Annotated in this window: 18 protein-coding genes and 2 pseudogenes; 2 read left to right on the top strand and 18 right to left on the bottom strand. The window is 35.2% G+C overall.

Annotated elements, in window-relative coordinates; translation table 11 throughout:
• Positions 1–14: 14 nt before the first annotated feature.
• From HMPREF0381_RS06520 to HMPREF0381_RS06445, 17 genes and pseudogenes are all read right to left on the bottom strand, one after another.
• Positions 15–1292, bottom strand: coding sequence for an O-acetylhomoserine aminocarboxypropyltransferase/cysteine synthase family protein (locus HMPREF0381_RS06520; protein WP_008751136.1), 1278 nt, complete (start codon positions 1290–1292; stop codon positions 15–17).
• A gap of 30 nt (positions 1293–1322) precedes the next feature.
• On the bottom strand, positions 1323–2429 hold the full coding sequence (locus HMPREF0381_RS06515) for a HigA family addiction module antitoxin (RefSeq protein WP_008751135.1): 1107 nt from the start codon (positions 2427–2429) through the stop codon (positions 1323–1325).
• Positions 2422–2664, bottom strand: coding sequence for a hypothetical protein (locus HMPREF0381_RS06510; RefSeq protein WP_008751134.1), 243 nt, complete (start codon positions 2662–2664; stop codon positions 2422–2424). The genes HMPREF0381_RS06515 and HMPREF0381_RS06510 overlap by 8 nt, the downstream gene beginning before the upstream one ends.
• Positions 2665–2845: 181 nt before the next feature.
• Positions 2846–3955: an Mbeg1-like protein gene (locus HMPREF0381_RS06505; RefSeq protein ID WP_008751133.1), complete on the bottom strand. Its 1110-nt coding sequence runs from the start codon at positions 3953–3955 to the stop codon at positions 2846–2848.
• Positions 3956–4021: 66 nt separating this feature from the next.
• Complete coding sequence (locus tag HMPREF0381_RS06500; protein WP_040461745.1) at positions 4022–4339, bottom strand: hypothetical protein; 318 nt, start codon at positions 4337–4339, stop codon at positions 4022–4024.
• A gap of 335 nt (positions 4340–4674) precedes the next feature.
• Positions 4675–5463: a carbohydrate-binding protein gene (locus tag HMPREF0381_RS06495; protein ID WP_008751131.1), complete on the bottom strand. Its 789-nt coding sequence runs from the start codon at positions 5461–5463 to the stop codon at positions 4675–4677.
• A gap of 61 nt (positions 5464–5524) precedes the next feature.
• A complete protein-coding gene (locus HMPREF0381_RS06490) occupies positions 5525–6730 on the bottom strand; it encodes a glycoside hydrolase family 88 protein (protein ID WP_008751130.1) in 1206 nt (401 codons plus the stop codon).
• Positions 6731–6750: 20 nt separating this feature from the next.
• On the bottom strand, positions 6751–7695 hold the full coding sequence (locus HMPREF0381_RS15355) for a heparinase II/III domain-containing protein (RefSeq protein ID WP_242824444.1): 945 nt from the start codon (positions 7693–7695) through the stop codon (positions 6751–6753).
• 150 nt (positions 7696–7845) lie between these two features.
• Positions 7846–8580 (bottom strand): annotated as a pseudogene (locus HMPREF0381_RS15350) (heparinase II/III family protein); the annotation flags it as partial.
• 173 nt (positions 8581–8753) lie between these two features.
• A complete protein-coding gene (locus HMPREF0381_RS06480) occupies positions 8754–10157 on the bottom strand; it encodes a sulfatase family protein (protein WP_008751127.1) in 1404 nt (467 codons plus the stop codon).
• 14 nt (positions 10158–10171) lie between these two features.
• Complete coding sequence (locus tag HMPREF0381_RS06475; RefSeq protein ID WP_008751126.1) at positions 10172–11056, bottom strand: carbohydrate ABC transporter permease; 885 nt, start codon at positions 11054–11056, stop codon at positions 10172–10174.
• Positions 11057–11069: 13 nt separating this feature from the next.
• On the bottom strand, positions 11070–11978 hold the full coding sequence (locus HMPREF0381_RS06470; protein ID WP_008753165.1) for a carbohydrate ABC transporter permease: 909 nt from the start codon (positions 11976–11978) through the stop codon (positions 11070–11072).
• A 138-nt stretch (positions 11979–12116) separates the two neighbouring features.
• Entirely contained in the window at positions 12117–13448 is a 1332-nt protein-coding gene (locus HMPREF0381_RS06465; RefSeq protein ID WP_008751124.1) for an ABC transporter substrate-binding protein, read from the bottom strand.
• Between the two features lie 110 nt (positions 13449–13558).
• The gene (locus tag HMPREF0381_RS06460) at positions 13559–14632 is read right to left on the bottom strand and encodes a LacI family DNA-binding transcriptional regulator (protein WP_008751123.1); all 1074 of its coding nucleotides are present in this window, start codon (positions 14630–14632) and stop codon (positions 13559–13561) included.
• A gap of 186 nt (positions 14633–14818) precedes the next feature.
• On the bottom strand, positions 14819–15931 hold the full coding sequence (locus HMPREF0381_RS06455; RefSeq protein ID WP_008751122.1) for an anaerobic sulfatase maturase: 1113 nt from the start codon (positions 15929–15931) through the stop codon (positions 14819–14821).
• 225 nt (positions 15932–16156) lie between these two features.
• Positions 16157–16930 (bottom strand): annotated as a pseudogene (locus HMPREF0381_RS06450) (nucleotidyl transferase AbiEii/AbiGii toxin family protein).
• A 77-nt stretch (positions 16931–17007) separates the two neighbouring features.
• Positions 17008–17607: a type IV toxin-antitoxin system AbiEi family antitoxin domain-containing protein gene (locus HMPREF0381_RS06445; RefSeq protein WP_008751119.1), complete on the bottom strand. Its 600-nt coding sequence runs from the start codon at positions 17605–17607 to the stop codon at positions 17008–17010.
• A gap of 235 nt (positions 17608–17842) precedes the next feature.
• Between HMPREF0381_RS06445 and HMPREF0381_RS06440 the strand changes: the two genes are divergently transcribed.
• Positions 17843–18115: a type II toxin-antitoxin system Phd/YefM family antitoxin gene (locus HMPREF0381_RS06440; protein ID WP_008751118.1), complete on the top strand. Its 273-nt coding sequence runs from the start codon at positions 17843–17845 to the stop codon at positions 18113–18115.
• Positions 18116–18231: 116 nt separating this feature from the next.
• Here the strand turns inward: HMPREF0381_RS06440 and HMPREF0381_RS06435 are convergent, their stop codons facing one another.
• Positions 18232–18474: a hypothetical protein gene (locus HMPREF0381_RS06435; RefSeq protein WP_008751117.1), complete on the bottom strand. Its 243-nt coding sequence runs from the start codon at positions 18472–18474 to the stop codon at positions 18232–18234.
• Positions 18475–18859: 385 nt separating this feature from the next.
• Here HMPREF0381_RS06435 and HMPREF0381_RS06430 point away from each other — a divergent pair, with 385 nt between their 5' ends.
• On the top strand, positions 18860–19906 hold the full coding sequence (locus HMPREF0381_RS06430) for a Fic family protein (protein ID WP_008751116.1): 1047 nt from the start codon (positions 18860–18862) through the stop codon (positions 19904–19906).
• The last annotated feature ends 567 nt before the right edge of the window (positions 19907–20473 follow it).

Raw genomic sequence — 20473 nt, 5'->3', positions numbered from 1 at the left:
CCAAACTGTTTTACTTACCTATATAATGCCTGATCTATATCTGCTATCAGGTCACGGACATCCTCAATACCTACAGACATTCTGATAAGATCCGGTGATACTCCGGCGGCTGCAAGCTCATTATCATTCATCTGTCTATGTGTGGTGGATGCAGGATGAAGTACACAGGTTCTTGCATCAGCCACATGTGTAACTATTGCAGCCAATTTTAAGGAATCCATAAACTTAACTGCGGCTTCTCTTCCACCTACAACACCGAATGATATAACTCCACAAGTTCCATTTGGAAGATACTTTTGTGCCAAGGCATATTGGCTGTCATTTTCAAGTCCCGGAAAAGAAACCCATGATACCTTCGGGTGATTTTGTAAATGCTTAGCAAGAGACAGGGCATTTTCATAATGTCTTTCCATTCTTAAATGCAATGTTTCAAGTCCAACTCCAAGGTAGAATGAATTCTGTGGTGAAGGTATAGCTCCAAGGTCACGCATCAAATTGGTTGTCATCTTTGTAATATATGCACCTTTACCAAAGCTCTTTGTATAAACTATTCCATGATATGTCTCATCCGGTGTTGTAAGTCCCGGAAACTTTTCACTGTATTTTTCCCAGTAAAAATTACCGGAGTCCACAACTGCTCCTCCTACAGCATTTGCCGAACCGTTCATATACTTTGTGGTTGAGTGTGTAACTATATCTACTCCCCATTCAAACGGTCTGCAAAAAATCGGTGTAGGGAAAGTATTATCAACTATTAAAGGTACACCATTCTTATGTGCCGCCTCTGCAAACTTTTCTATATCCAGAATCTTAAGTGAAGGATTTGCTATAGTCTCACCAAATACAAGCTTTGTATTTGGCTTAAATTTAGTTGCAAGCTCCTCGGCTGAAATATCCGGATCCACAAAAGTAGACTCAATCCCCATATTTTTCATAGTATTAGCTATCAGATTATATGTTCCACCATAAATAGCTGAAGAAGCAATTATATGATCACCTTCACCTGCTATATTTAATATTGCATAGAAGTTTGCAGCCTGCCCTGAAGATGTTAATATAGCAGCCACACCTCCCTCAAGTTGGCAAATCTTTCTTGCCACAGCATCATTGGTAGGGTTTGCAAGTCTTGTATAAAAATACCCTGCCTCCTTTAAATCAAATAAATCACCCATCTGCTGTGAAGTCTCATACTTAAAGGTTGTAGATTGTACTATCGGAACTACTCTGGGCTCACCGTTTTTAGGTTCATAACCACCCTGTACACAGATGGTATTGATATTATAATTTGACATTAATATATTCTCCTTTATATACTTATATTTTTATGCAATATGTTGTATTTTAATTACATATTTTTCTTTTAATTTTGAGCATCTGTTCTGTGCAATGATTCCTTCATGCTGCAACCTTCCTGCTACAATTCCAGGATGTATTCCTATCTTTTTAGCAAACTCTTTAATCTCATTATCCGAAGTATATCTTGTCGGTTCCAGTTTTTTATACTCTTCGGGTGGAATAAGATAATCCATTGCAAACCTATCCGCTTCTATTTCAAGATTGTTATTATAATCTTTCATTTCTTCAACTGTACTGCTTATAAACACTGTTTTAATTTTTTGTTGAAGAACATGCTTGATTTCATGGAATAATGAAAACCAAAACTTATCTGCATCCAATCCTCGATTATTCATTGCAAGCACTACCCTATCTTCAGTTACCCATTTTACAGCACCATTTACACCTGAATTCTTTAAATGTGGTAGCAGAACAAATGCAATACCGCAATCCGCAAAAATTTCGCGCATTCTTGGCAAAAATTCCTCCGGTTTTTTAACGGTCATACTTCTTAGCTCCGGTAAATACTCTTTTAGCATTGCTGCATTATAAGGCTTAGTATCTATATTTTTTGAAATATTCATAGCTGTTTGAATCCAAGCCCTGGAATTAATGATATTCTTCTCATTATTGCAAGATACACTTGTTCTAAAATTCACTAAGAAATCCTGTTGTAACATAATTCTTAAATTTGAAACCATAAAAAATTTACAAAGGTTATTAACTTTATCATTAATACTCTTTGCCGTTTCCAAACCAACAACATCTACAAAGTATTTATAATCTATTTCTTTTGCTAATTCTGCCTGTGAGTCAATATCCTTAGCCTTCTGTATTTCAATCAACTTTTGATCATATGTATTCTGTAAATTTAGCCAGACTTCTATACTTGTTCCTAACATAACAGAAAGTTTTTTTGCTAAATCATTAGAAATATTAGATTTTCCATTTATCAACTGACTTAAAGTCTTTGTGCTTGTTCCCATTCTTGTGGCAAATTCAGCCTGACTTATTTCCATATCCTCTATAATATCTGCGATATAATATCCAGGGTGAAATGCCACTATATCTTTATATTCATTTATATTACTCATAATGGTTTAACACCTCCGTTACCTTCACAATCTTGATCATTTTACACTGAGCAAGTATATCTCCTTTTATAATCTCACTACCATCATTATCACAAGGAATCATTGTAACCCTATATCCGGTTTTGCCCAATCGTATACTCCATTCATCTTTTCTATCACCTCTTAAATGTTCAAAATGAAATGGGATATAATTAGCAATATCCATCAAAGACTCTGCATTCCCAAAATCGATCACTGTCTCCTTTTATTTGATTACCATTTTGGTAATCAAAATTATATCATCTTAGAAGTTTAAAGTAAATACTCATGAACTAAAGACATAACATATGTATTATACTTGTTGTATAATAAAACTTGATTTTATAAACTATTACATAGTTATTTATTCTAAGTTTTATCAATTTTAAAAATATCTTTTATTCTTTACTCGAAATTATGGGGATATTATTCATAACCGTTTCCCCTCCTGCCTGCAATACACTGCTAAATGCACTCACCAACTCATCCCTCTTTTCTTTCGGAAGTTTTGCCAAGCTCTTTATGATTATTCCGGTATTCTTAAATAAGTTCCCTCCAAATTCTTTAAATGTTTTCGCTTCTGTTTCTTCAATCAATGAAAAAACTGTCGAAACAAGAGACTCCCTTGTTTCATCATCGGTTTTTTCAAGCCACGATCCCAATGCTATCCTTACAAAATTGCTTAATCCATCCAACTCCGACTCTACAAACCCGTCTCTCGTTACCTCCCATGTCATAGCATCATGCTGGAATATGCTGTTTGCACTGCTTTTTATGACCTTTTGCTCACCATCATTTGAAAGCAATTGACCTATTATAGATGTTTGTGGAACTATACTACATATTTTATGGGTAATCTGCTTATATTCTTCAGTATCTATAATTTCATCCCTAAACCCGGGACCGTCATTATTATATACTTTGGTAATACGCTTCTTCACTTTATCATTGCAAAAGGCTGATGCATATATTGCAAAATTACCGCCTTTTGAATGTCCTCCAAGTATAAAGTTACCCTTAATACTGCTTGATACATCATTTAAGTAATCTGCCGCTTCCTTTGCCCCTTCCGTATCCGACATACAACTCATAAGAAAGTCTTCTTTCCAACCTGTTATAGTACTGTCAGTTCCACGAAAAGCTATGTAATTTGTTCCGTCAGGAAGAAAAAATGTAACAGCCGAAAATTGTTTGATTTCTTCTTCATCAAAAATATCCTTATAATGTCCGATTCTTGTTCCTCCAAAACGCTCACCTTTTACCATCTGTTCCAGTAAAAGAGGAGCTCTCGCTGTAAATTGTCCGTTCTCTCTTATTTCATCCAAAGAATATTTCTCACAAAACACTTCCAGTATCTCCTCAATACTGTATGTATTATTATTTTCAGGAAATAATTCACTAAAATTCATATAAGATATATATGACAGTATAACATTATCTATATCATTAAATGATGCTACCGATAAGCTTACATCATTTCTCCATTTTAAATAGTCCAATAGTTCCATTTTTATTTTATCCTTTTCAAATCACAAACTGCTTTTATTACTGTATATATTGCAGTTATAATATTCTTAATATGTATTTTTATCAAGAACCGGCGAAACTTTCAAAACTTCCAGAACGACTCCTTCCCCCACATTATTTCGCCCCTCCATTATATGAAATTTTGCTCCGACAACCAATTGAGAATAATCAACTTTCTCATAAAATAGATATACAATACATTTAATCCATATATCAAAGTCCATTGCATCTCCTTCAATAAAACTTATTCCAAGATATCTATTATCTCCTTTTACCATAAGGTGGGGACAATATTTTCCGCTGTTTAAATCAGGTAATATCTTTCTTTTTTTACTATAAAATTTCACACTACATACCAATTTCATATCCACACTATTTCACTCTTTCATTACTGCCCATCGACCTGATTTAGTTGTTCCTTATCTTTTAATGAAAACTTGAGCTTTAATATTCTTTATATTGTATCTTACTCCTCAAATTTTTTAATATATTATATCACTTTTATAATCTTTTCTCCACTTTCTGCAAATCAGTACCCACCTACCTATAAATAATATTTGGTAAAGTTCCACTATATGATGACCCAAATTTCAATAGTATAAAAAGAGTGGATTGAAAATCAACCCACCCAAACATTTGACAAATAACCATAGTCAACCCACCCTGATATTTGTCAAAAAACTGTATTAAATTTCTACAATCAGACCTCAACTCCCCATACTTCAATCTGTGTAAGTGCAGGGAATGGGGATTCTCCCTCTGCCTTTATAAGCTTTTCAAGCACAAGGCTTTTTATTTTTCTTTCCTTTATCTGAAAGCACTGGGGCTTTTCGGATTTTTCAAGTTTTAAAGTTTCTTTGCTGCCGTCATCAAAATTAATGTCTGCACTTACCCAATAATTATCATGTGGATAATCCGCCCTTAGAGTAAGTCTTATTTCATTTATAAGAACCTCTCTTCCAAAATCTATTGTAAGAGCCGCCGCCGGATCCCTGTTAATACCCCAACTCTGATAAGGATATTTCCCATGAGAGGAGTTTGCATACATTCCGTCTACAGCATTTCTTGCCGCAAATACCGCCTCACCTCTGGTTTCCACATTAGCGGATGCATGAGGATAAAAAGTATTGTTTTCATGCTGATCATAAACATTTAATGCAAGGTTTTTTATCTTATTTATTTCCTCAGCCGTGGCATATCTTGCTTCAATATAATGTGTCATTCCTGTAAAGCTTTTTGGTGAATAATTCGGTCTGTTATTTGCAGGAGGTATAAAAAATTCCATACTTCTGCCGGGGATATATATAAATGCCTCTCTCATACTGTCCTCAAAACGCACCACACAGTATCTTCCGGCTTTATCCGTATCAAGTACTATTCTGTCACCATCTATGTATTCACTACAATATACAAGCTCCGCTTTATTATCTCCCTCAAAGCCGCAGGCTCTTTCTATCTCTCCCCTACCTACTATTTTAAGTTTAATCATATCTGCTCCTGTTAAAGTACAAATTCTTTTTTCTTTATATTACTGCGTAAGGTTATTGTACTTACCAATACATTTTCCAATCATCCCTTGCAAGCCTTGTAAGAGCCTCCATAAAGAAATAATCCCCCCAAATAACACATTCATCAACACCGCTGTTTTTACAGGTATTATAAGGTGTTTTCTTGGCATAAGTTCCATGTAAAAGCTGACCGTTTGATATACTTCTATCTTTCACCTGATAATTCTTTATAAGAGAATACATGATTTTCTTTGCTACTGAAGTATAATATGCCCTGCTTTCTTCATCCAAATATTTACTCATTTCCAAGAATCCGCATATTACGATTGCAGCTGATGAAGAGTCTCTTGGCTGCTCATTTTCATCTCCGTCTCCAAAACTTAAATCCCAATAAGGGCAAAGATCTGTAGGCAGATGTTTTAAAAAATACTTTGATACTCTTTCAAAATATTTTATATACTCCTTATCTCCGGTGTTTTTATATGCGATAGCGGTTCCATAGATTCCCCATGCCTGTCCTCTTGCCCATGCTGATGCATCCTTATATCCTTGGCAGGTAGCACCATGAGAAAATTCACCGCTATCAGGATCAAAAAATATTGTATGCCATGTGGAATCATCATCTCTTATTATATGCTTCATTGTAGTAAGAATATGGTTTTTAGCTATATCGGCATAATGCTCATCCTTTGTAACCTCACTTGCCCAGTAGAGTAGCGGTACATTTAACATACAATCTATGATAAGTCTGGCATTATCTCTTGCCCACATCTCTCCCCATGCCTGGATATACTTTCCCTCAGGGCGATATCTGCTGCAAAGCTGGTCTGCCGCCTTTATTGCCGCCTCCTTTGCATTTTCATAAGAAATCAGGCTGTAAGCGGCAACACAGGATGGTATATAAAGAAATCCCATATCATGGTGATCTATATAATGTCTTATATTTATACGCTCCAAAAATGAGTCTACCTGTTTTTTTCCGGCTGTTTCAAATAATTCCTTGTCCTTCTCATTCTTTGCATTTTCATAGGAAAGCCATACCTCTCCTGTCCAAAAACCGCTTGTCCAATCGGTATTGATACCCGGTGTATAAAAATTACCCTCACTGTTTGCCGCCGGAAAATGCTCCTCAAATTCAGGTAGATTATTCTTCACCTGTTCCATACACATATCCAAAGCCTCACTAATCATACTGTCTGTGGCTTCCGGGTATTTTTCCAATAAATTAATGTCAATCCATTTATCCACTTAATCAATCTCCTTTTATCCTACCATTTAAGCACAGTCATATATTCGGGATTTTTATGAAATGCAGCGACCATGGTTTGTCCAAGCCCGTATACTCCTCTTATACCGTTTAAGTCACTATGGTTCCCCACATCATTTCTAATGAGAACAACCCCGTATTTCTCTTCATTTCTTGTAATTACATATCCTTGGGCTGCATCCTTTGCAAGCATAGTTTCATAAGAAAAATTGTATACATCCTCTTTTATAATCTCTGTTTTTTTATTTACCATATTTTTGGTAATTATAGTAGTTAAAAAATATGAACTCCTTGTATTTATTTTAAGAGCACTCGTTTCTTCTATCTGATTATAATGTCTTGAAAGCGGAGAATTTATGATATCAGGTAATATTTCACCGTTTTCATCAAAGCTCTTTACACTAAGTTCACATCTTTCACCTTTTCCGATTATCACATTACTTTCCGTCTTTAAGCTTATATTCTTTCCAAAGGCAAAATGCTGTGATAAAACATGGTCTTTATGCCCGATAATTTCATCACTTATAATAATGATATCGGATGTCGGTGCTACAACACGCCTTCTAAGCAGCACTCCAATGTTCATATATCCACAGTGAAATCCTTCAAATAACAGCATGTTTTCTTTTATAACAAAAGTATTGCCCATGGAAGCCGGTAGGCTTTTATATATCCATGAATCCCTACACTCTGCATACTCAGTGTTATTTATAATGGGAACATTGTGAATCTGACTGCCTTTAAGTCTATATCTTTCATCAATATCTTTATATGTAAAACGCCCGCTGTCTCTAAGTATTTCCTCACCCTCAAACCAAATTTCAATATGAAGCTTGTCTTGATGCCCGTGACCTCCCCCAAGACTTGTATTTCTAAAATATATAAAGCTTGAATCCTCATTATAGGAATTTCGCCATATTGCCTCGCCGCTTTCATGACAAGCCATATGTCCTCCGGGGATTTCCTTAGCTTCCAATTTCTCGTAAAAATCTATCCCCTCAGGACCAAAAAGCCATGCGCTTTCAAAATCAAGTTCCTTATAAGCTACGAATTTAAGTTTTACATCTTTAAACAATAATGCCGCCCGACTTAATAAATCTCTTACATCCGTGTCATCCGAATCTCCGGTCAAGATTTGATGGTGATTTGGATAAGTATGATATAAAGTTGCATAAGCCATATTTTTTATAATCTCTTTTTCGTCTTCTAAAAAAACTTCGTCATTATAAAGCTTAGCCACTCTTAAAACTTCAAAATATGCATCCAATACTTCATTATGATACATTGGGGATGCCTCCCATTGCATTCCGTCATCATGTATCTGTGTATGAAGTGCCATTTTCAGAAAATAAATTGCTTTTTTTCTATATTCATCGTTTTTTAACACATGAGAAAGTACATATCAACCTGCATATTCCATTACTCCCCAGTTGCTTTTTATGGAAAAGCCCTTTTTAGGATTTGTTGCCAAATGCTTTGCGTGTATGGATAATGCATAGAAAAACTTTTCCTTTATTTCATCTGTAATAAGAGGATGGGATATGAAAAATGACATTGCCCTTACCCAGTAGTCTGCACGAAGCCCTATTTCAAGCGTTCTCCAAACTTTTCTGTCAGCATTTTTAATATCTATATTTTCATTTATCCAATCAAGCAACTGATTTAAAAAAGTCTTTACATATATATCATTTTGTTTGATCCAAAATGCCTGCCCAAGACATATCCAATATCTATGCCTGTTTAACTGAAAAATAAATTCTTCATCCTCATTAAAGCAATAATTCCACTTTATTTTTCCTTTAAAATTTACCGCCTCATTTGTAGCTTCCATATCCCAAGGTAGTCTGAATAAAAATATATTCTCTGTAAGTTCATCTGCTGTTTGAAGAACAATATCCCTCATTTCTTTGCAGTTTTTATTACAAAAGTCCGCAATTTTTATATACTCTTCTTTCTTAAATGCAAAATGTTCTTTAAAATCATCCCACAACAAATCTATATTATTCATAGTTTACTGTTCCAGTTCTTAAGGAAACCGTCATTTTGACGCTCCATCCATTTAATGACTTCTTCCTCCATTGTTTTTGCAAGCCTTTTATTCTCTTCAATCTCTAAATCAAGAGTTGTTTTTTGCTGCGGATCATTTTTAATATCATAAAGATATCTTTTGGGATTGGCGATAACATCATACCCAAGCTCCATAACATAGGTATACTCCTGTGTTCTAACTCCTCTCCATCCAAATCCGGCAGGATCCTTACCGGCTTTTTTAAATTTTTCCACAAAATCCGCTCTGCCCGGGCATGCCATAATAAAGCTTACTCTATTCTTATCCTCTGCTCCTTTAATAAATTTTGAGCAGTCCTCTCCTTCAACACTGTCAGGTATGGAACAACCCAAAAGTCCCAAGACAGTAGGCATCATATCCTGACTTCCCATACAGGTAGAACATCTCTTATTATTGTTTCCCGGTACATGTACTACAAAAGGAATTTTTATTGATTCCTCGTACCAGACATGCTTGCCCATCAGTCCGTGTGAACCCATCATATCTCCATGATCTGCCGACAAGATAACAAGAGTGTCTTCATATAAATTATTTTCTTTCAGGAAGCCCATCAACCTGCCAAACTGCTTGTCAAGACCGCTTATGGCTGCATAATACTGCTTTGTGGTAAGTCTGAGCTCTTCTTCGCTCATTGCAGCATTTTCACCTGTGTGATGATGAATATTCTCTAAACTCACATTCTCTTTTAACTCAACATCCTCATACAGCTTTAAATATTCATCCGGAACTTCACTGTAAACACTATGTGGCGGATTCCAAGATATATACATTGCAAAGGGCTTTGATTTATCCCTTATTTTTGACAGATATTCTATTGCCTTATCTGTTTCATGCTCAGGCGACCATTTGTTTACCTTAATCATCTCATCACTGTCATGCCAATAATGCGGTGATAAATGCATATCATAAGTACCGTAGGAATACCAATAATCAAATCCATGCCTTCTTACTCCCGGTGGAGTATAGGCATCCCAATCTCTTGCACCGGATTTTGGAAACTCATGATAGTTTTGCTCAGGTTCATCCAAATGCCATTTTCCGATATATGCGGTATCATAACCCGATTTTTTAAGTACCTGAACTATACATATCTCTTCATCTTTTAACCTTAAAGATAATCCCCTCTTACAATTTGTAAAAAATCCTGCTGAAAGAGGATATTTCCCTGTCATAAGACTGGCTCTATGAGGAGAGCAGACCGGAAAGGTACTGAAAGTGTGATCACAATAAGTAGATTCTTCACAAAACTTATCCATATTCGGAGTTTTTACCGGATCTTCCTTTGCATATCCGAGAGCTCCGGCTCTCCATTGATCTGCAAAAACAAACAATAAATTCATATTGTACTTCCTTCCTAGCCCTTCACTCCTCCGGTTATTCCACCGATGATTTTCTTTGAAAGTCCTATATAAAGCACAAATGTCGGTATAAATACAATTATTACTGAAGCAAATAATCCTGACCAGTCACCGCTGTATTTCATTCCGTTAATCATTGAGAATAATCCCAGTGCTACAGGTCTTAGTTTCTCTGAATTTACAAACAAAAGTGAAAGGAAATATTCATTCCATATTGCTATAAAATTAAAAATTGTTACCGTTACAACTCCGCCCTGTGCCAATGGAAATACAATCAGCCAAAAAGCCTTTATCGGGTGACATCCGTCTATCGCAGCCGCCTCTTCATAGGCACTTGATATATTTGCAAAGTATGCCATAAGAAAAGTAGTTGTATATGGTACCTTTATTGCCACAAACAAAACTATAAGTACTATTCTGTTTGAAAAAGCATTACCAAGCATTCCTGCTCCCGCCACCAAGGTATACAAAGGTATTATTACCATTATAAGTGGTACTCCCATAGTTCCCGCCAGTGCGGAAGTGATAAGCTTTCTTCCCTTAAATTCAAATCTTTGCAAAACATAGGCATATGGTGCACATACAAGGATAATAAATGCACAGGATAAAACCGCATAAATGAGTGAATTGACAAAAAATACCGAAACATTTGATGATACCCATGCCTTGGCATAATTCTCAAAATGAAGTCCCGTTTTAAATCCTAAAATATCTCCCGAGAATATATCCGCAGTAGTGGACAAGCTTGCCGCCACCACCCAGCCTAAAAGTACCGCCGTAAAGGCAACCCAAAGTATTAAAATTATATACCCCGGTAAAAGTTTAATCTCTTTTGATAAATTAAAAGGTGCGGATTTTTCTTTATTTTTCAGTACTTTCATAATCTAACCTTTCTTAAAATTCCAAATCATCATCTTTAAGAACCTTGTTTGCAACTCTAAATATAATTATTACAAAAGCACAAAGAATTATACCTATTGCTGCACCTGCCCCGGCATCACGGGAAATAATATCAGCGGTTTCAGCTCCGAACACCTTTGTATACATATAAACCATTGGAACTACAGTAGATGTATCTGCGGTTAAAGGTGAGAAAAGCTGAGACCATATAAAGAATCCGGCAATGCTTATTGACCACATAATAATATTTGTTCTTAAAATTCCTCTTAAAAGCGGCAATGTTATATGAAAAAACTGCTGAAACTTATTTGCTCCGTCTATACCTGAAGCTTCATAGTATTCCTTACTTATTCTTTCAATGCCGCTAATCCATATAAGCATATGATGTCCTATCATTCCGAAGCAGTAAGAAAATAAAAGTGCAAAGAACTTATGCTCCGCATCCAACCATTGTATTTTTGCAAGACTCTCCAAACCTATTATTCTAAAAAATGTTGTAAAAAATCCATATGAAGAGTTAAAGGCATATTGAATCCACATTGTAGCCATAGCTACCGCACTTATTACATTCGGCAAATATATTGCCGCCTGAAAAAATCCCTTTCCCCTTATTCCGCTTGTTAAAATAATGGCTAATAATAAAGATATTGAAAGTGTAACTATACCTCCGATTGTCCATATCTTTGCTATATTGATAAGTGACTGTATAAACAATGGAGCATTAAATAAATCTGCATAATTTCCAAGCCCTCTAAACTCCCACTTACTTATCGGATCCGTAATTTCCACAATCTTAAAAAAACTCATAATTACGGTTCTTATTATTGGGTAAATAAATACTCCAAGAAACAATATTGTTCCGGGAATAGTAAATGCCCAAATCATACTTTTATTACGTTTCATAAATATTTCCCCTTCTGAAACAGGTAACAAACGGGCTTATTTATGCTACTTATCTTACAGGTAGCATTATGATGTTTAAAAAGAGCAGGTCAAATAACGACCTCGTTACCCGCCTGCCCTCTTTGTTTATTTAAGCCTCTATTTTCCTGCCGCCTTCTTCATATTCTCAACAAATTCAGTACCTGTAATTTTTCCTGAATAAAGCTTGATCAAATTCTCCTTTAATGCCGGTGTAATCTCCGGATTGCTTTCAGCACCACCCATAATCTCTGTACAATTGTCAAAGTATGGTTTTACATCAGCCAGCTGCTCCGGCCATGAATGATTTTGTGAATCTGCCGGAAGACTTATGCTCTCTTTAGCAAGCTTCTCGTCATATTCGCCTCTTGTCATCTTCTCAATAAATCCGAATGCAGCCTCTTTATTTTTACATACTGAAGTAATGGCAAAGCTCTGTCCACCTATCATCATAGCTTCTGAACCGTTAATTCCGTTATTAACTTCAGGATATGCAAAGAATCCCCATTCAAAATCAGGTCCTGTAATATTTTTAACTTCATTAACCACATATGTTCCTACTGCATACATTGCAACCTTACCTGTAGCAAATTCGGTATTCTGTCCTGTCGGGAATACATTTGAAGCCACAAGCTCTGAGAAATATCCCTTTGATGCAAGCTCTGCCAAGTCATTAGCTGTTTGTAAAACCTCAGGTCTGTCCCACTCATTATTGTTAATGGTTTCTTTCAAGCCTTCACTTCCTACAAGTCTTCCAAGATGCATACCGAAAGCCTGAGGTACATAGGCATCATCAGTAGTAATCGGAGTTATTCCCGCGTCTTTAAGCTTCTGACATGCAGCCAGGAATTCTTCCCAGTTTGCAGGTGCCTTATCTATTCCTGCTTCCTTGAAAAGCTTTTTATTATAAAAATAAGCATTTGCCTTAAACTGATATGGAATCTCTTTAAGTACACCTTCATTATAGCTTCTGAAAAGCTTCATCATTGTCGGATTTGAGCGTGACTCATAATCACTTTCTTTAACCAAATCCTCAAGGCTTATAATACGATCTCCGTAATTACTCTTATTTCCCTGTCCGTCAAAGAAGTCTACCTGCTGTTTTGCATCAAGAGCCGGAATCAAACCTTCTTTAATTCCTTTACGACCTTTAAACTCTACCTCTATCTCTACACCGGTTTCTTTTTCATAAGCTTTAACAGCCTCTGCAATAACAATTCCCTGTGGCTCTGTAGCTTCCCAGTTTGACCAGTACACAAGCTTTACACCACTGTAGTCAGGACCGTCGGTTTTACTCTCACCCTGTGCTTGGGCACTTGTACTCTCTCCTGATGATTGAGCGGCTGTAGTACTTTCCTTAGCTGTATTATTACCGCATCCTGCCAGTGCCGACACTACCATCACACCGGAAATCATAGCAACACCAATTTTTTGTAAAAACTTTCTTTTCATATAATCCTCCTTGTATATTTACATATAAATTTTTACAAATTTTATTAAACTGTATTCCTTTTGGGAAAACAGAAAATATAATTCTACGAAAAAGCTTCGTTAAGAGCCTGTCAATCCATATAAAGATCCGCATTATTTTCAAGAGCAATATCGATCCTACATGGTATAACATCGGGAACGGAAATATTTTTTATTAAACAATCCACCATTATCTTAAAAGCCATATATCCTTTTTCATAAGGATTTTGATCTATAACCGCCGACATTTTCTTTTGCTTCAGAAACTCCAAGGTCTCTTCATTTAAGTCGGTACCTATTATTGCAACATTTTTGTTTTTTCCATGTTTTTCAAGGGCTTCTACAAATGCTCTGTTGTCATGAGAAGTAAGAGCATACATAAGACATATATCACTATACTTATCAAGTGCCTCACAGGCATTTTTATATAACTCTCCCCTATGATCCATATTTCTTGTATATCCTGTTATAAGCTCTATTGTCAGCCCCGGTTTATTCTCCTTTATATAATTACAAAAACTTTCCAAGCGATTTGCATGTATTTTAGAGTCTGTGCGTCCGCAGGATACAAGTAACCTTCCCTTATCGGATGTTATAAGTCCGGCAAGCTCCGCCGCCACTTTACCCACCTGTACTTCCCTTGGCGGAATACTGATAAGGCCTTCCGGGATTTCGATATGATCATCTATTACCAAAACCTTCATATCCCTTGCGAGCATACTCTGAAACTGCATAAGTACCTCAGCTGCTCCTGTGAAAGAAATTGTTATAACTCCCCCGTACTCACCCGGCCCCATTTTTGCAATCTCTTTTAGCTGTTCAAGTTGCATTTCTTCGTTATCACATACAAAAGGACTTATTTCTATATTTAATCCCTTCAGTTCATCCGCACCCTTGTTAATGCCAAGCCATAAATAGTCAAAATAAATCTTTTTTTCCCATTTATCCTTAGGGAGAACCACCGCAACCCTCTGTGTTTTTCTCTTAATGGAAGCTGCAGCATAATTTTCCACATACCCCATTTCATTCGCTGTTTCTATAATCTTGGAACGAAGTTCGTCGCTTATTCCTTCCTTACCCCTGAGAGCTCTGTGAACAGAAACAGCAGATATACCCAATTTTTTTGATATATCCTTTATGGTTACCTTTTCTGAAGCTTTTTTCATAAATAATCTTTCTCCAATCTTTTAAAATCAAAGCCGGATATTAAGTTAAATTATCGTTTGCGTAACCGTTTACTTATGTGGTAAGTATATACCCAAATCACTTTAATGTCAATATTTTTATTTATATTGTATAAAATGATTTTTACTTTAAAATATGCCTAATTTGCATCCTGAAAATAATCATATTTATCTTAAGCTGTCAGCTATTTCAAGTATTTTATCGTAATGGGCATCGAAAAACATCTTATATGCTTCACAGAAATAATTACTGTATAATCCTGTATCAGGATTTAAATCTCTATTGCGCTGACATCCGCCTCTGCATACCTTGTAATATTTACAATCTTTGCAAGCATTATCTAACTTAAATGACTTTTCTATAAAGCCGATTTCCGACCTCTTTTTATTGATATCATCCATATTGTTTTCATTAAAATTTCCAAGGAGATATTCATCCATAGCATAAAAATCACATGGATAAACACTTCCGTCAGCTTCCACTACTGTTTGAATCCCACATACTCCATTCTGCTCACAGGATTCCGCCATATAACCCCCGGCAAGGTTTATATAATTTATGAACTGCCTGTTGTAGGGATCTTTCCCTTTTTTATAATCCTTGTACCATAAGTCAAACAGTTCAATTAAAAACTTTCCATAAACTTCAGCCGTTAAGGAATAGTGCTTAATTCCGCGCTCTTCATCAATGGGATCAAGGCAGGCTATATACTGCTGATACTTCCAGCCCTGCTTTTTATAAAAGTGATAGATATCTGAAATATTCTTTGCTACCTTAGATGTAATAACAGTTAGAATATTATAATCCACCTTGTATTTATCCAGTAGTTTTGCAGAATGTATCACTCTGTCAAATGTGGTATCTCCGGATTTTGTATGGCGGTAAGAATTATGTATTTCCTCCGTACCGTCTACAGACAATCCAATTAAAAAATTATTTTCCTTAAAAAAAGAACACCATTCATCCGTCAATGTAAAACCGTTGGTTTGAAGAGCGTTACTTACTTCTATATTATTTTTATTATATTGTTTTTGGTAAGCCAATGCTTTTTTAAAAAAATCAATGCCACATAAGGTCGGCTCACCTCCCTGGAAAGCATAATGTATACTTCCCTCAGCCCTAAGCATGGTTTTTCTGATTGTATTTTTCAAAGTCTGTTCAGACATAAATCCATAGGAATTTTGCAAACGCTTACTTGCCTCGTCACAGTAAAAACAATATTCACAAGACATATTGCATAGGCTGGATGCCGGCTTGATTAAAACAGTTATTGGGGGCATTGGATCTCCTTTTTTGTTGGTGTAAATTATAAGTCAAATTCTTTTGCAAGTAATGCATTGACTTCATCTGTAGAATATACCATTCCTACTTTTATGGAATCAACGCATTTCTTTAGGTTTGCATCAAGCTACTCTCCGGTTATTTTTAGCAACAGCTACCGATGTTGATATATTTGTAGTGGTAGAACCTCTTTTGAAACCCTAAAGACCACAACAAACATAATACTATTTAGTATCATCATTAACATTTAATACAGTACCTATTTCTTCAAAGATTGATACAGTATCTAAGAAATCAACATCTTTGGCATATGGGTTATTCTGCGTGTATTTTTTCCATAGTTCTTTTGGTATTTCACTTTCTCGTAACAACTCTACTATTTCCTTGTACTGTAAAGCTGTTTCAAAAGAACCTCTGTATTTACTTGTTCTTTCTATTGCTTTACTTAATATGTCTTTGTCAATTTTATCTTTATAAATACTGTATATCATATACAAATCATAGAAGTCCCTTGCTCTTGTTGTGGTAATGTTTCTGCTTGAAATGGTTTCAAATTTTTCAGCAAGTATAGTTTCTATGGTATAGGTCATAATCGGTATTGTACCTTCTTCTAAGATTTTTGAATAGAAATAATTTATTTCTTTTGGAGTAATAACATCTCCTGTTGTTATATCTATATTTAAGTTTGCATTTATTTTCCCAAAAATGCAGGATATGCTTGCACAAAAATCTTCATACACATCTTCCTACCTTATTGGCGATAATTTAATCAGCTTATATTCAATATCTGCGTCAATTTCAATCGCTAATATTTCGTTTAAGATTTTTGTTATGGAAACTTCATTTAGTGGAATACCTTTGATTGTGGTATCCATATCCATAGTACTACGCATATCAACACCGATAAGAGAGGATATAAGAAGTCCGCCTTTTAATATAAAATTCTCACTATATTTTGATTTAGAGAGTTTTTCAAGTATTCCTTCAAACAAGCACATCTGAAGCAGAGAGTTTGGATTAACTCCCGTTTTCTTAGATATGTTTCTAATTGCTCCTTTTATCTGTTCCGATGTTTTCATAGTAGCACATCCGTATATAGATTTAAAGCTTGCTCCATATTCATCTTAACAGCATACTTAGACAGTTTTAATAAATTTTTCTCCTTACCTGCAAAGTAAGATTTTATCGCTTCGCTAAATACTTGTGCATCTATTCTGTCCTTATCTTTGATAATATCAAGTATGGTTCTTTCTTTGTCATACACTGATATTTCTCTGCCAAAAGGACCGGTTATAGTTATTTTCCCAATATCGTAATAATCTTTTTTTACATACTTAAAAATAATATTATCTCTTGCCGACTTAACTCTGCTGACATTATCTCCTACCTTTACACTCATCACATAAACAAGGGGCATTCTTGTTGATAATCCTTGTAAATACGCTGCTGTTTCGTGAGAAAAAATACCTTTGGGTATTCTATATGAGAAATAAAGATACTCATCAATATTCTCATCCGGAAGTACATAGAGTCCGTTGGCTATCTTTTCAAGTTCTTCTTTTATAGTTAATTCTTTTAGTATATCCTTATGAATACCAAGATTTAAGGCTTCTTTGGTAGTTATAATCCCATTATTTTCTTTTATTTTTCTTAGCAATAGTTCTCGTTTACTCATTTCTATCACCGCCTTTTTGTTCTTAAATTATAGTGTTTATAAGAACAAAAGTCAATATCCGGACAGAAGAAGATCCGAGGTGACCCTAAGACCACCTGCACTGTTTGATTTTGTCTTTTTTTGCAAACGTGAACTCGCAATGTTTTACTCCGAAATAATTAGTAGCAAATTCTACCGTTCTATATTGTTTTTATGAAAAATAATGATAAAATATTGATAAAAAGGAGGTGGCATTATGATTAATATTCGCCCCGTGTCTGATCTCAGAAATAAGTTTCCTGAAATTAAAGTGAATATTATTAATTCGAACGCACCTGTTTTCCTTACCAAGAACAGTTATGGAACGATGGTTCTCATGCGTATTGAACAATACTCTGCACTCACAGACGACATTGAGCATAAACCGGATGAAGCAGATGAGGCCGCAGAGAAATCCAACGTCCGTTATTACGCTTCCAAAGTCTTTGGAAAAGTAAGAAGCAGGATCAATGAGCGTGAAAAAGTATAAGCTATCATTTCTTCCTCTCTTTGAATCTGACCTGATAGAGATTACAGACTACATCACAAATAACCTGAATAATCCGAAAGTAGCGCTTCGATTAGTGGATAATATAGAAATAGCAATCATTTGGCAAGCACATCATACGCCTCGCGATTCTTTTCAATAAGACGTTTTGATAGTACAAGAATATCTTCATTGGATGCAGACTTCTCTCTCTGTGCCTGATTAAACTCAATCAAAAGGTACTGCGGAGAATTGTTTTTAAGAGTCACAACGGAACCCTTCTCATCAACCATACGAGCTGTACGAGAAAAGTTCCGGTTTGCTTCCGTAATGGAAACCGGATTTTCAGTATTCACATTCATTGATATAACCTCCTACCTATTTAATGATTTTATTATATCTTATAGTTAGGTTAAATTAAACCTATTTCAACCTGTAGGAGTAGTCAAAATCTCTGCAACCTGCTACAGCTGAAAACTGTGCGAGAGCTTTTACGCAAAAACTGCAATTAAAACAAAGTGTTAAACCCTGCACCACAGAATAGGTAGAGATGTAGCAAATCACTTGGTTTTGTCAAGCACAGGCATCTTCTCCATTTCTTCATTTGTCAATTAAAGGTTGAAAATAAATTTTTCAGCAGTATTTTTATTTTGTTTATATAGATATTGATATCCCCTTATTCCTTGGTTTATCCCTTAAAATATGGTATATTTTAAGGGATAAAAGAAACTATAAGGGAGAAAATCAGTGAGAATTTTTAATTATTCCAAAATTAAAGATAAAAAATGGGATTCAGAAGTACTTGGTCTAGTCGCTTCAATTTATAGATATCAGGGTAAGCAGGAGCTATATTTGAAACAAAGACCGGAAGAATTAAGCAAACTTATAGAAATAGCAAAGATTCAAAGTACAGAAGCTTCAAATGAAATTGAAGGAATTGTCACAACGAGCGTAAGACTTAAAAAATTGGTAGAGGAAAAAACAACTCCAAAAAATAGAAATGAACAAGAAATTGCAGGATACAGAGATGTACTTAACATTATCCATGAAAGTTTTGATGCTATTCCCATTTCAAAAAACTATATTCTACAAATGCATAAAATTATGTTTAGCCATATGAATAACCCGATGGCAGGACAAACAAAGAATGTACAAAATTACATCAGTGCAACTTATCCTGATGGACATACTGAAATCTTATTCACACCACTTTCACCTTTTGAAACGCCTGAGGCTTTAGATAAAATATGCAGTGAATACAATAAAGTTATTGGTAATTTTGAATTAGAACCTCTTATTGCTATACCTATTTTTATTCATGATTTCTTATGCATTCATCCATTTAATGACGGTAATGGTAGAATGAGCAGATTATTAACAACACTTTTACTATATAGGAATGGTTTTTATGTGGGTAGGTATATATCATTAGAGGCTATAATTGCAAAAAATAAGCAGGCTTATTACGATGTATTAGGAAAATCAGGAGAAAATTGGCATGAAGAAAATGAGAATGTATTACCATTTATTAAATATATATTGGGAACAATTCTTGCCGCATATAAAGCATTTGAAGATAGATTTTCTATTGTAGAAGAAAAACTTCCTGCTGTTGAACTTGTAAGAAAATCTACTTTACAGAAACTGGGAAGGTTTACTAAACAGGACATTATAGAACTTTGTCCATCTCTAAGTGTAAGTTCAATTGAAGGAGCATTAAGAAAATTGATAACTGAAGGCGAAATTAAAAGAGAAGGTGTAGGAAGATCCACAAAATATATACGATTAAAATAAAAATCTCAATATGTCTCGACTACTTCATATTGATATCAAATGTATAGTCGGATTCACTCTCATTCGTAGTAATAGCTGAAGGCGTGTTTTTACCATAAAACAAGCCTTCAGCTATGGTCACACTTTTTCACATATTGCTACTCAATCTCTTGTCAGCAAGCACACCCCTTCGACATGCAAATCTTTGTCCAAACCCATTAATCATTTAATGATAATCCAACTTCCATCACACTTCGAACCAATTCTTTTTATAACTTTTTTGTAAGAGCCAAATATATACTATATGGTTCTTTTTGTCACACCAACCTTTGCAGCCAGTTCATCTGAAGTATATGATTAATCTTCAATGGGCAAGGAAATAACTTTCTTTTTCGTGAATATTACGAGCATTCTTCCTTTGGTAGCTCAACGTCCACGGAAGAATCATCCAGTTTAACTAAACTCATCAATAATATCCTCAAACGATGCCCTTATCTTACTCACAAACAATTTCTCAAGGAAATGGTCTTCTCTGATAATTGGGAGAAAATTACTGAATATTCTTGTGCGATGAAATCGCACTTCCAA

The sequence above is a fragment of the Lachnoanaerobaculum saburreum DSM 3986 genome, assembly GCF_000185385.1.
Lineage (GTDB): Bacteria > Bacillota > Clostridia > Lachnospirales > Lachnospiraceae > Lachnoanaerobaculum > Lachnoanaerobaculum saburreum.
Note: the sequence above shows the minus strand (reverse complement) of the source record. Positions and strands in the feature narration are given on the sequence as shown.

Excerpts from the sequence above, each read along its gene's own strand:
- HMPREF0381_RS06520 (WP_008751136.1), bottom strand. The coding sequence starts at position 1,292 with ATGTCAAATTATAATATCAATACCATCTGTGTACAGGGTGGTTATGAA.
- HMPREF0381_RS06515 (WP_008751135.1), bottom strand. The coding sequence starts at position 2,429 with ATGAGTAATATAAATGAATATAAAGATATAGTGGCATTTCACCCTGGA.
- HMPREF0381_RS06505 (WP_008751133.1), bottom strand. The coding sequence starts at position 3,955 with ATGGAACTATTGGACTATTTAAAATGGAGAAATGATGTAAGCTTATCG.
- HMPREF0381_RS06500 (WP_040461745.1), bottom strand. The coding sequence starts at position 4,339 with ATGAAATTGGTATGTAGTGTGAAATTTTATAGTAAAAAAAGAAAGATA.
- HMPREF0381_RS06495 (WP_008751131.1), bottom strand. The coding sequence starts at position 5,463 with ATGATTAAACTTAAAATAGTAGGTAGGGGAGAGATAGAAAGAGCCTGC.
- HMPREF0381_RS15355 (WP_242824444.1), bottom strand. The coding sequence starts at position 7,695 with ATGGCTTGTCATGAAAGCGGCGAGGCAATATGGCGAAATTCCTATAAT.
- HMPREF0381_RS06480 (WP_008751127.1), bottom strand. The coding sequence starts at position 10,157 with ATGAATTTATTGTTTGTTTTTGCAGATCAATGGAGAGCCGGAGCTCTC.
- HMPREF0381_RS06475 (WP_008751126.1), bottom strand. The coding sequence starts at position 11,056 with ATGAAAGTACTGAAAAATAAAGAAAAATCCGCACCTTTTAATTTATCA.
- HMPREF0381_RS06470 (WP_008753165.1), bottom strand. The coding sequence starts at position 11,978 with ATGAAACGTAATAAAAGTATGATTTGGGCATTTACTATTCCCGGAACA.
- HMPREF0381_RS06465 (WP_008751124.1), bottom strand. The coding sequence starts at position 13,448 with ATGAAAAGAAAGTTTTTACAAAAAATTGGTGTTGCTATGATTTCCGGT.
- HMPREF0381_RS06460 (WP_008751123.1), bottom strand. The coding sequence starts at position 14,632 with ATGAAAAAAGCTTCAGAAAAGGTAACCATAAAGGATATATCAAAAAAA.
- HMPREF0381_RS06455 (WP_008751122.1), bottom strand. The coding sequence starts at position 15,931 with ATGCCCCCAATAACTGTTTTAATCAAGCCGGCATCCAGCCTATGCAAT.
- HMPREF0381_RS06445 (WP_008751119.1), bottom strand. The coding sequence starts at position 17,607 with ATGAGTAAACGAGAACTATTGCTAAGAAAAATAAAAGAAAATAATGGG.
- HMPREF0381_RS06440 (WP_008751118.1), top strand. The coding sequence starts at position 17,843 with ATGATTAATATTCGCCCCGTGTCTGATCTCAGAAATAAGTTTCCTGAA.
- HMPREF0381_RS06435 (WP_008751117.1), bottom strand. The coding sequence starts at position 18,474 with ATGAATGTGAATACTGAAAATCCGGTTTCCATTACGGAAGCAAACCGG.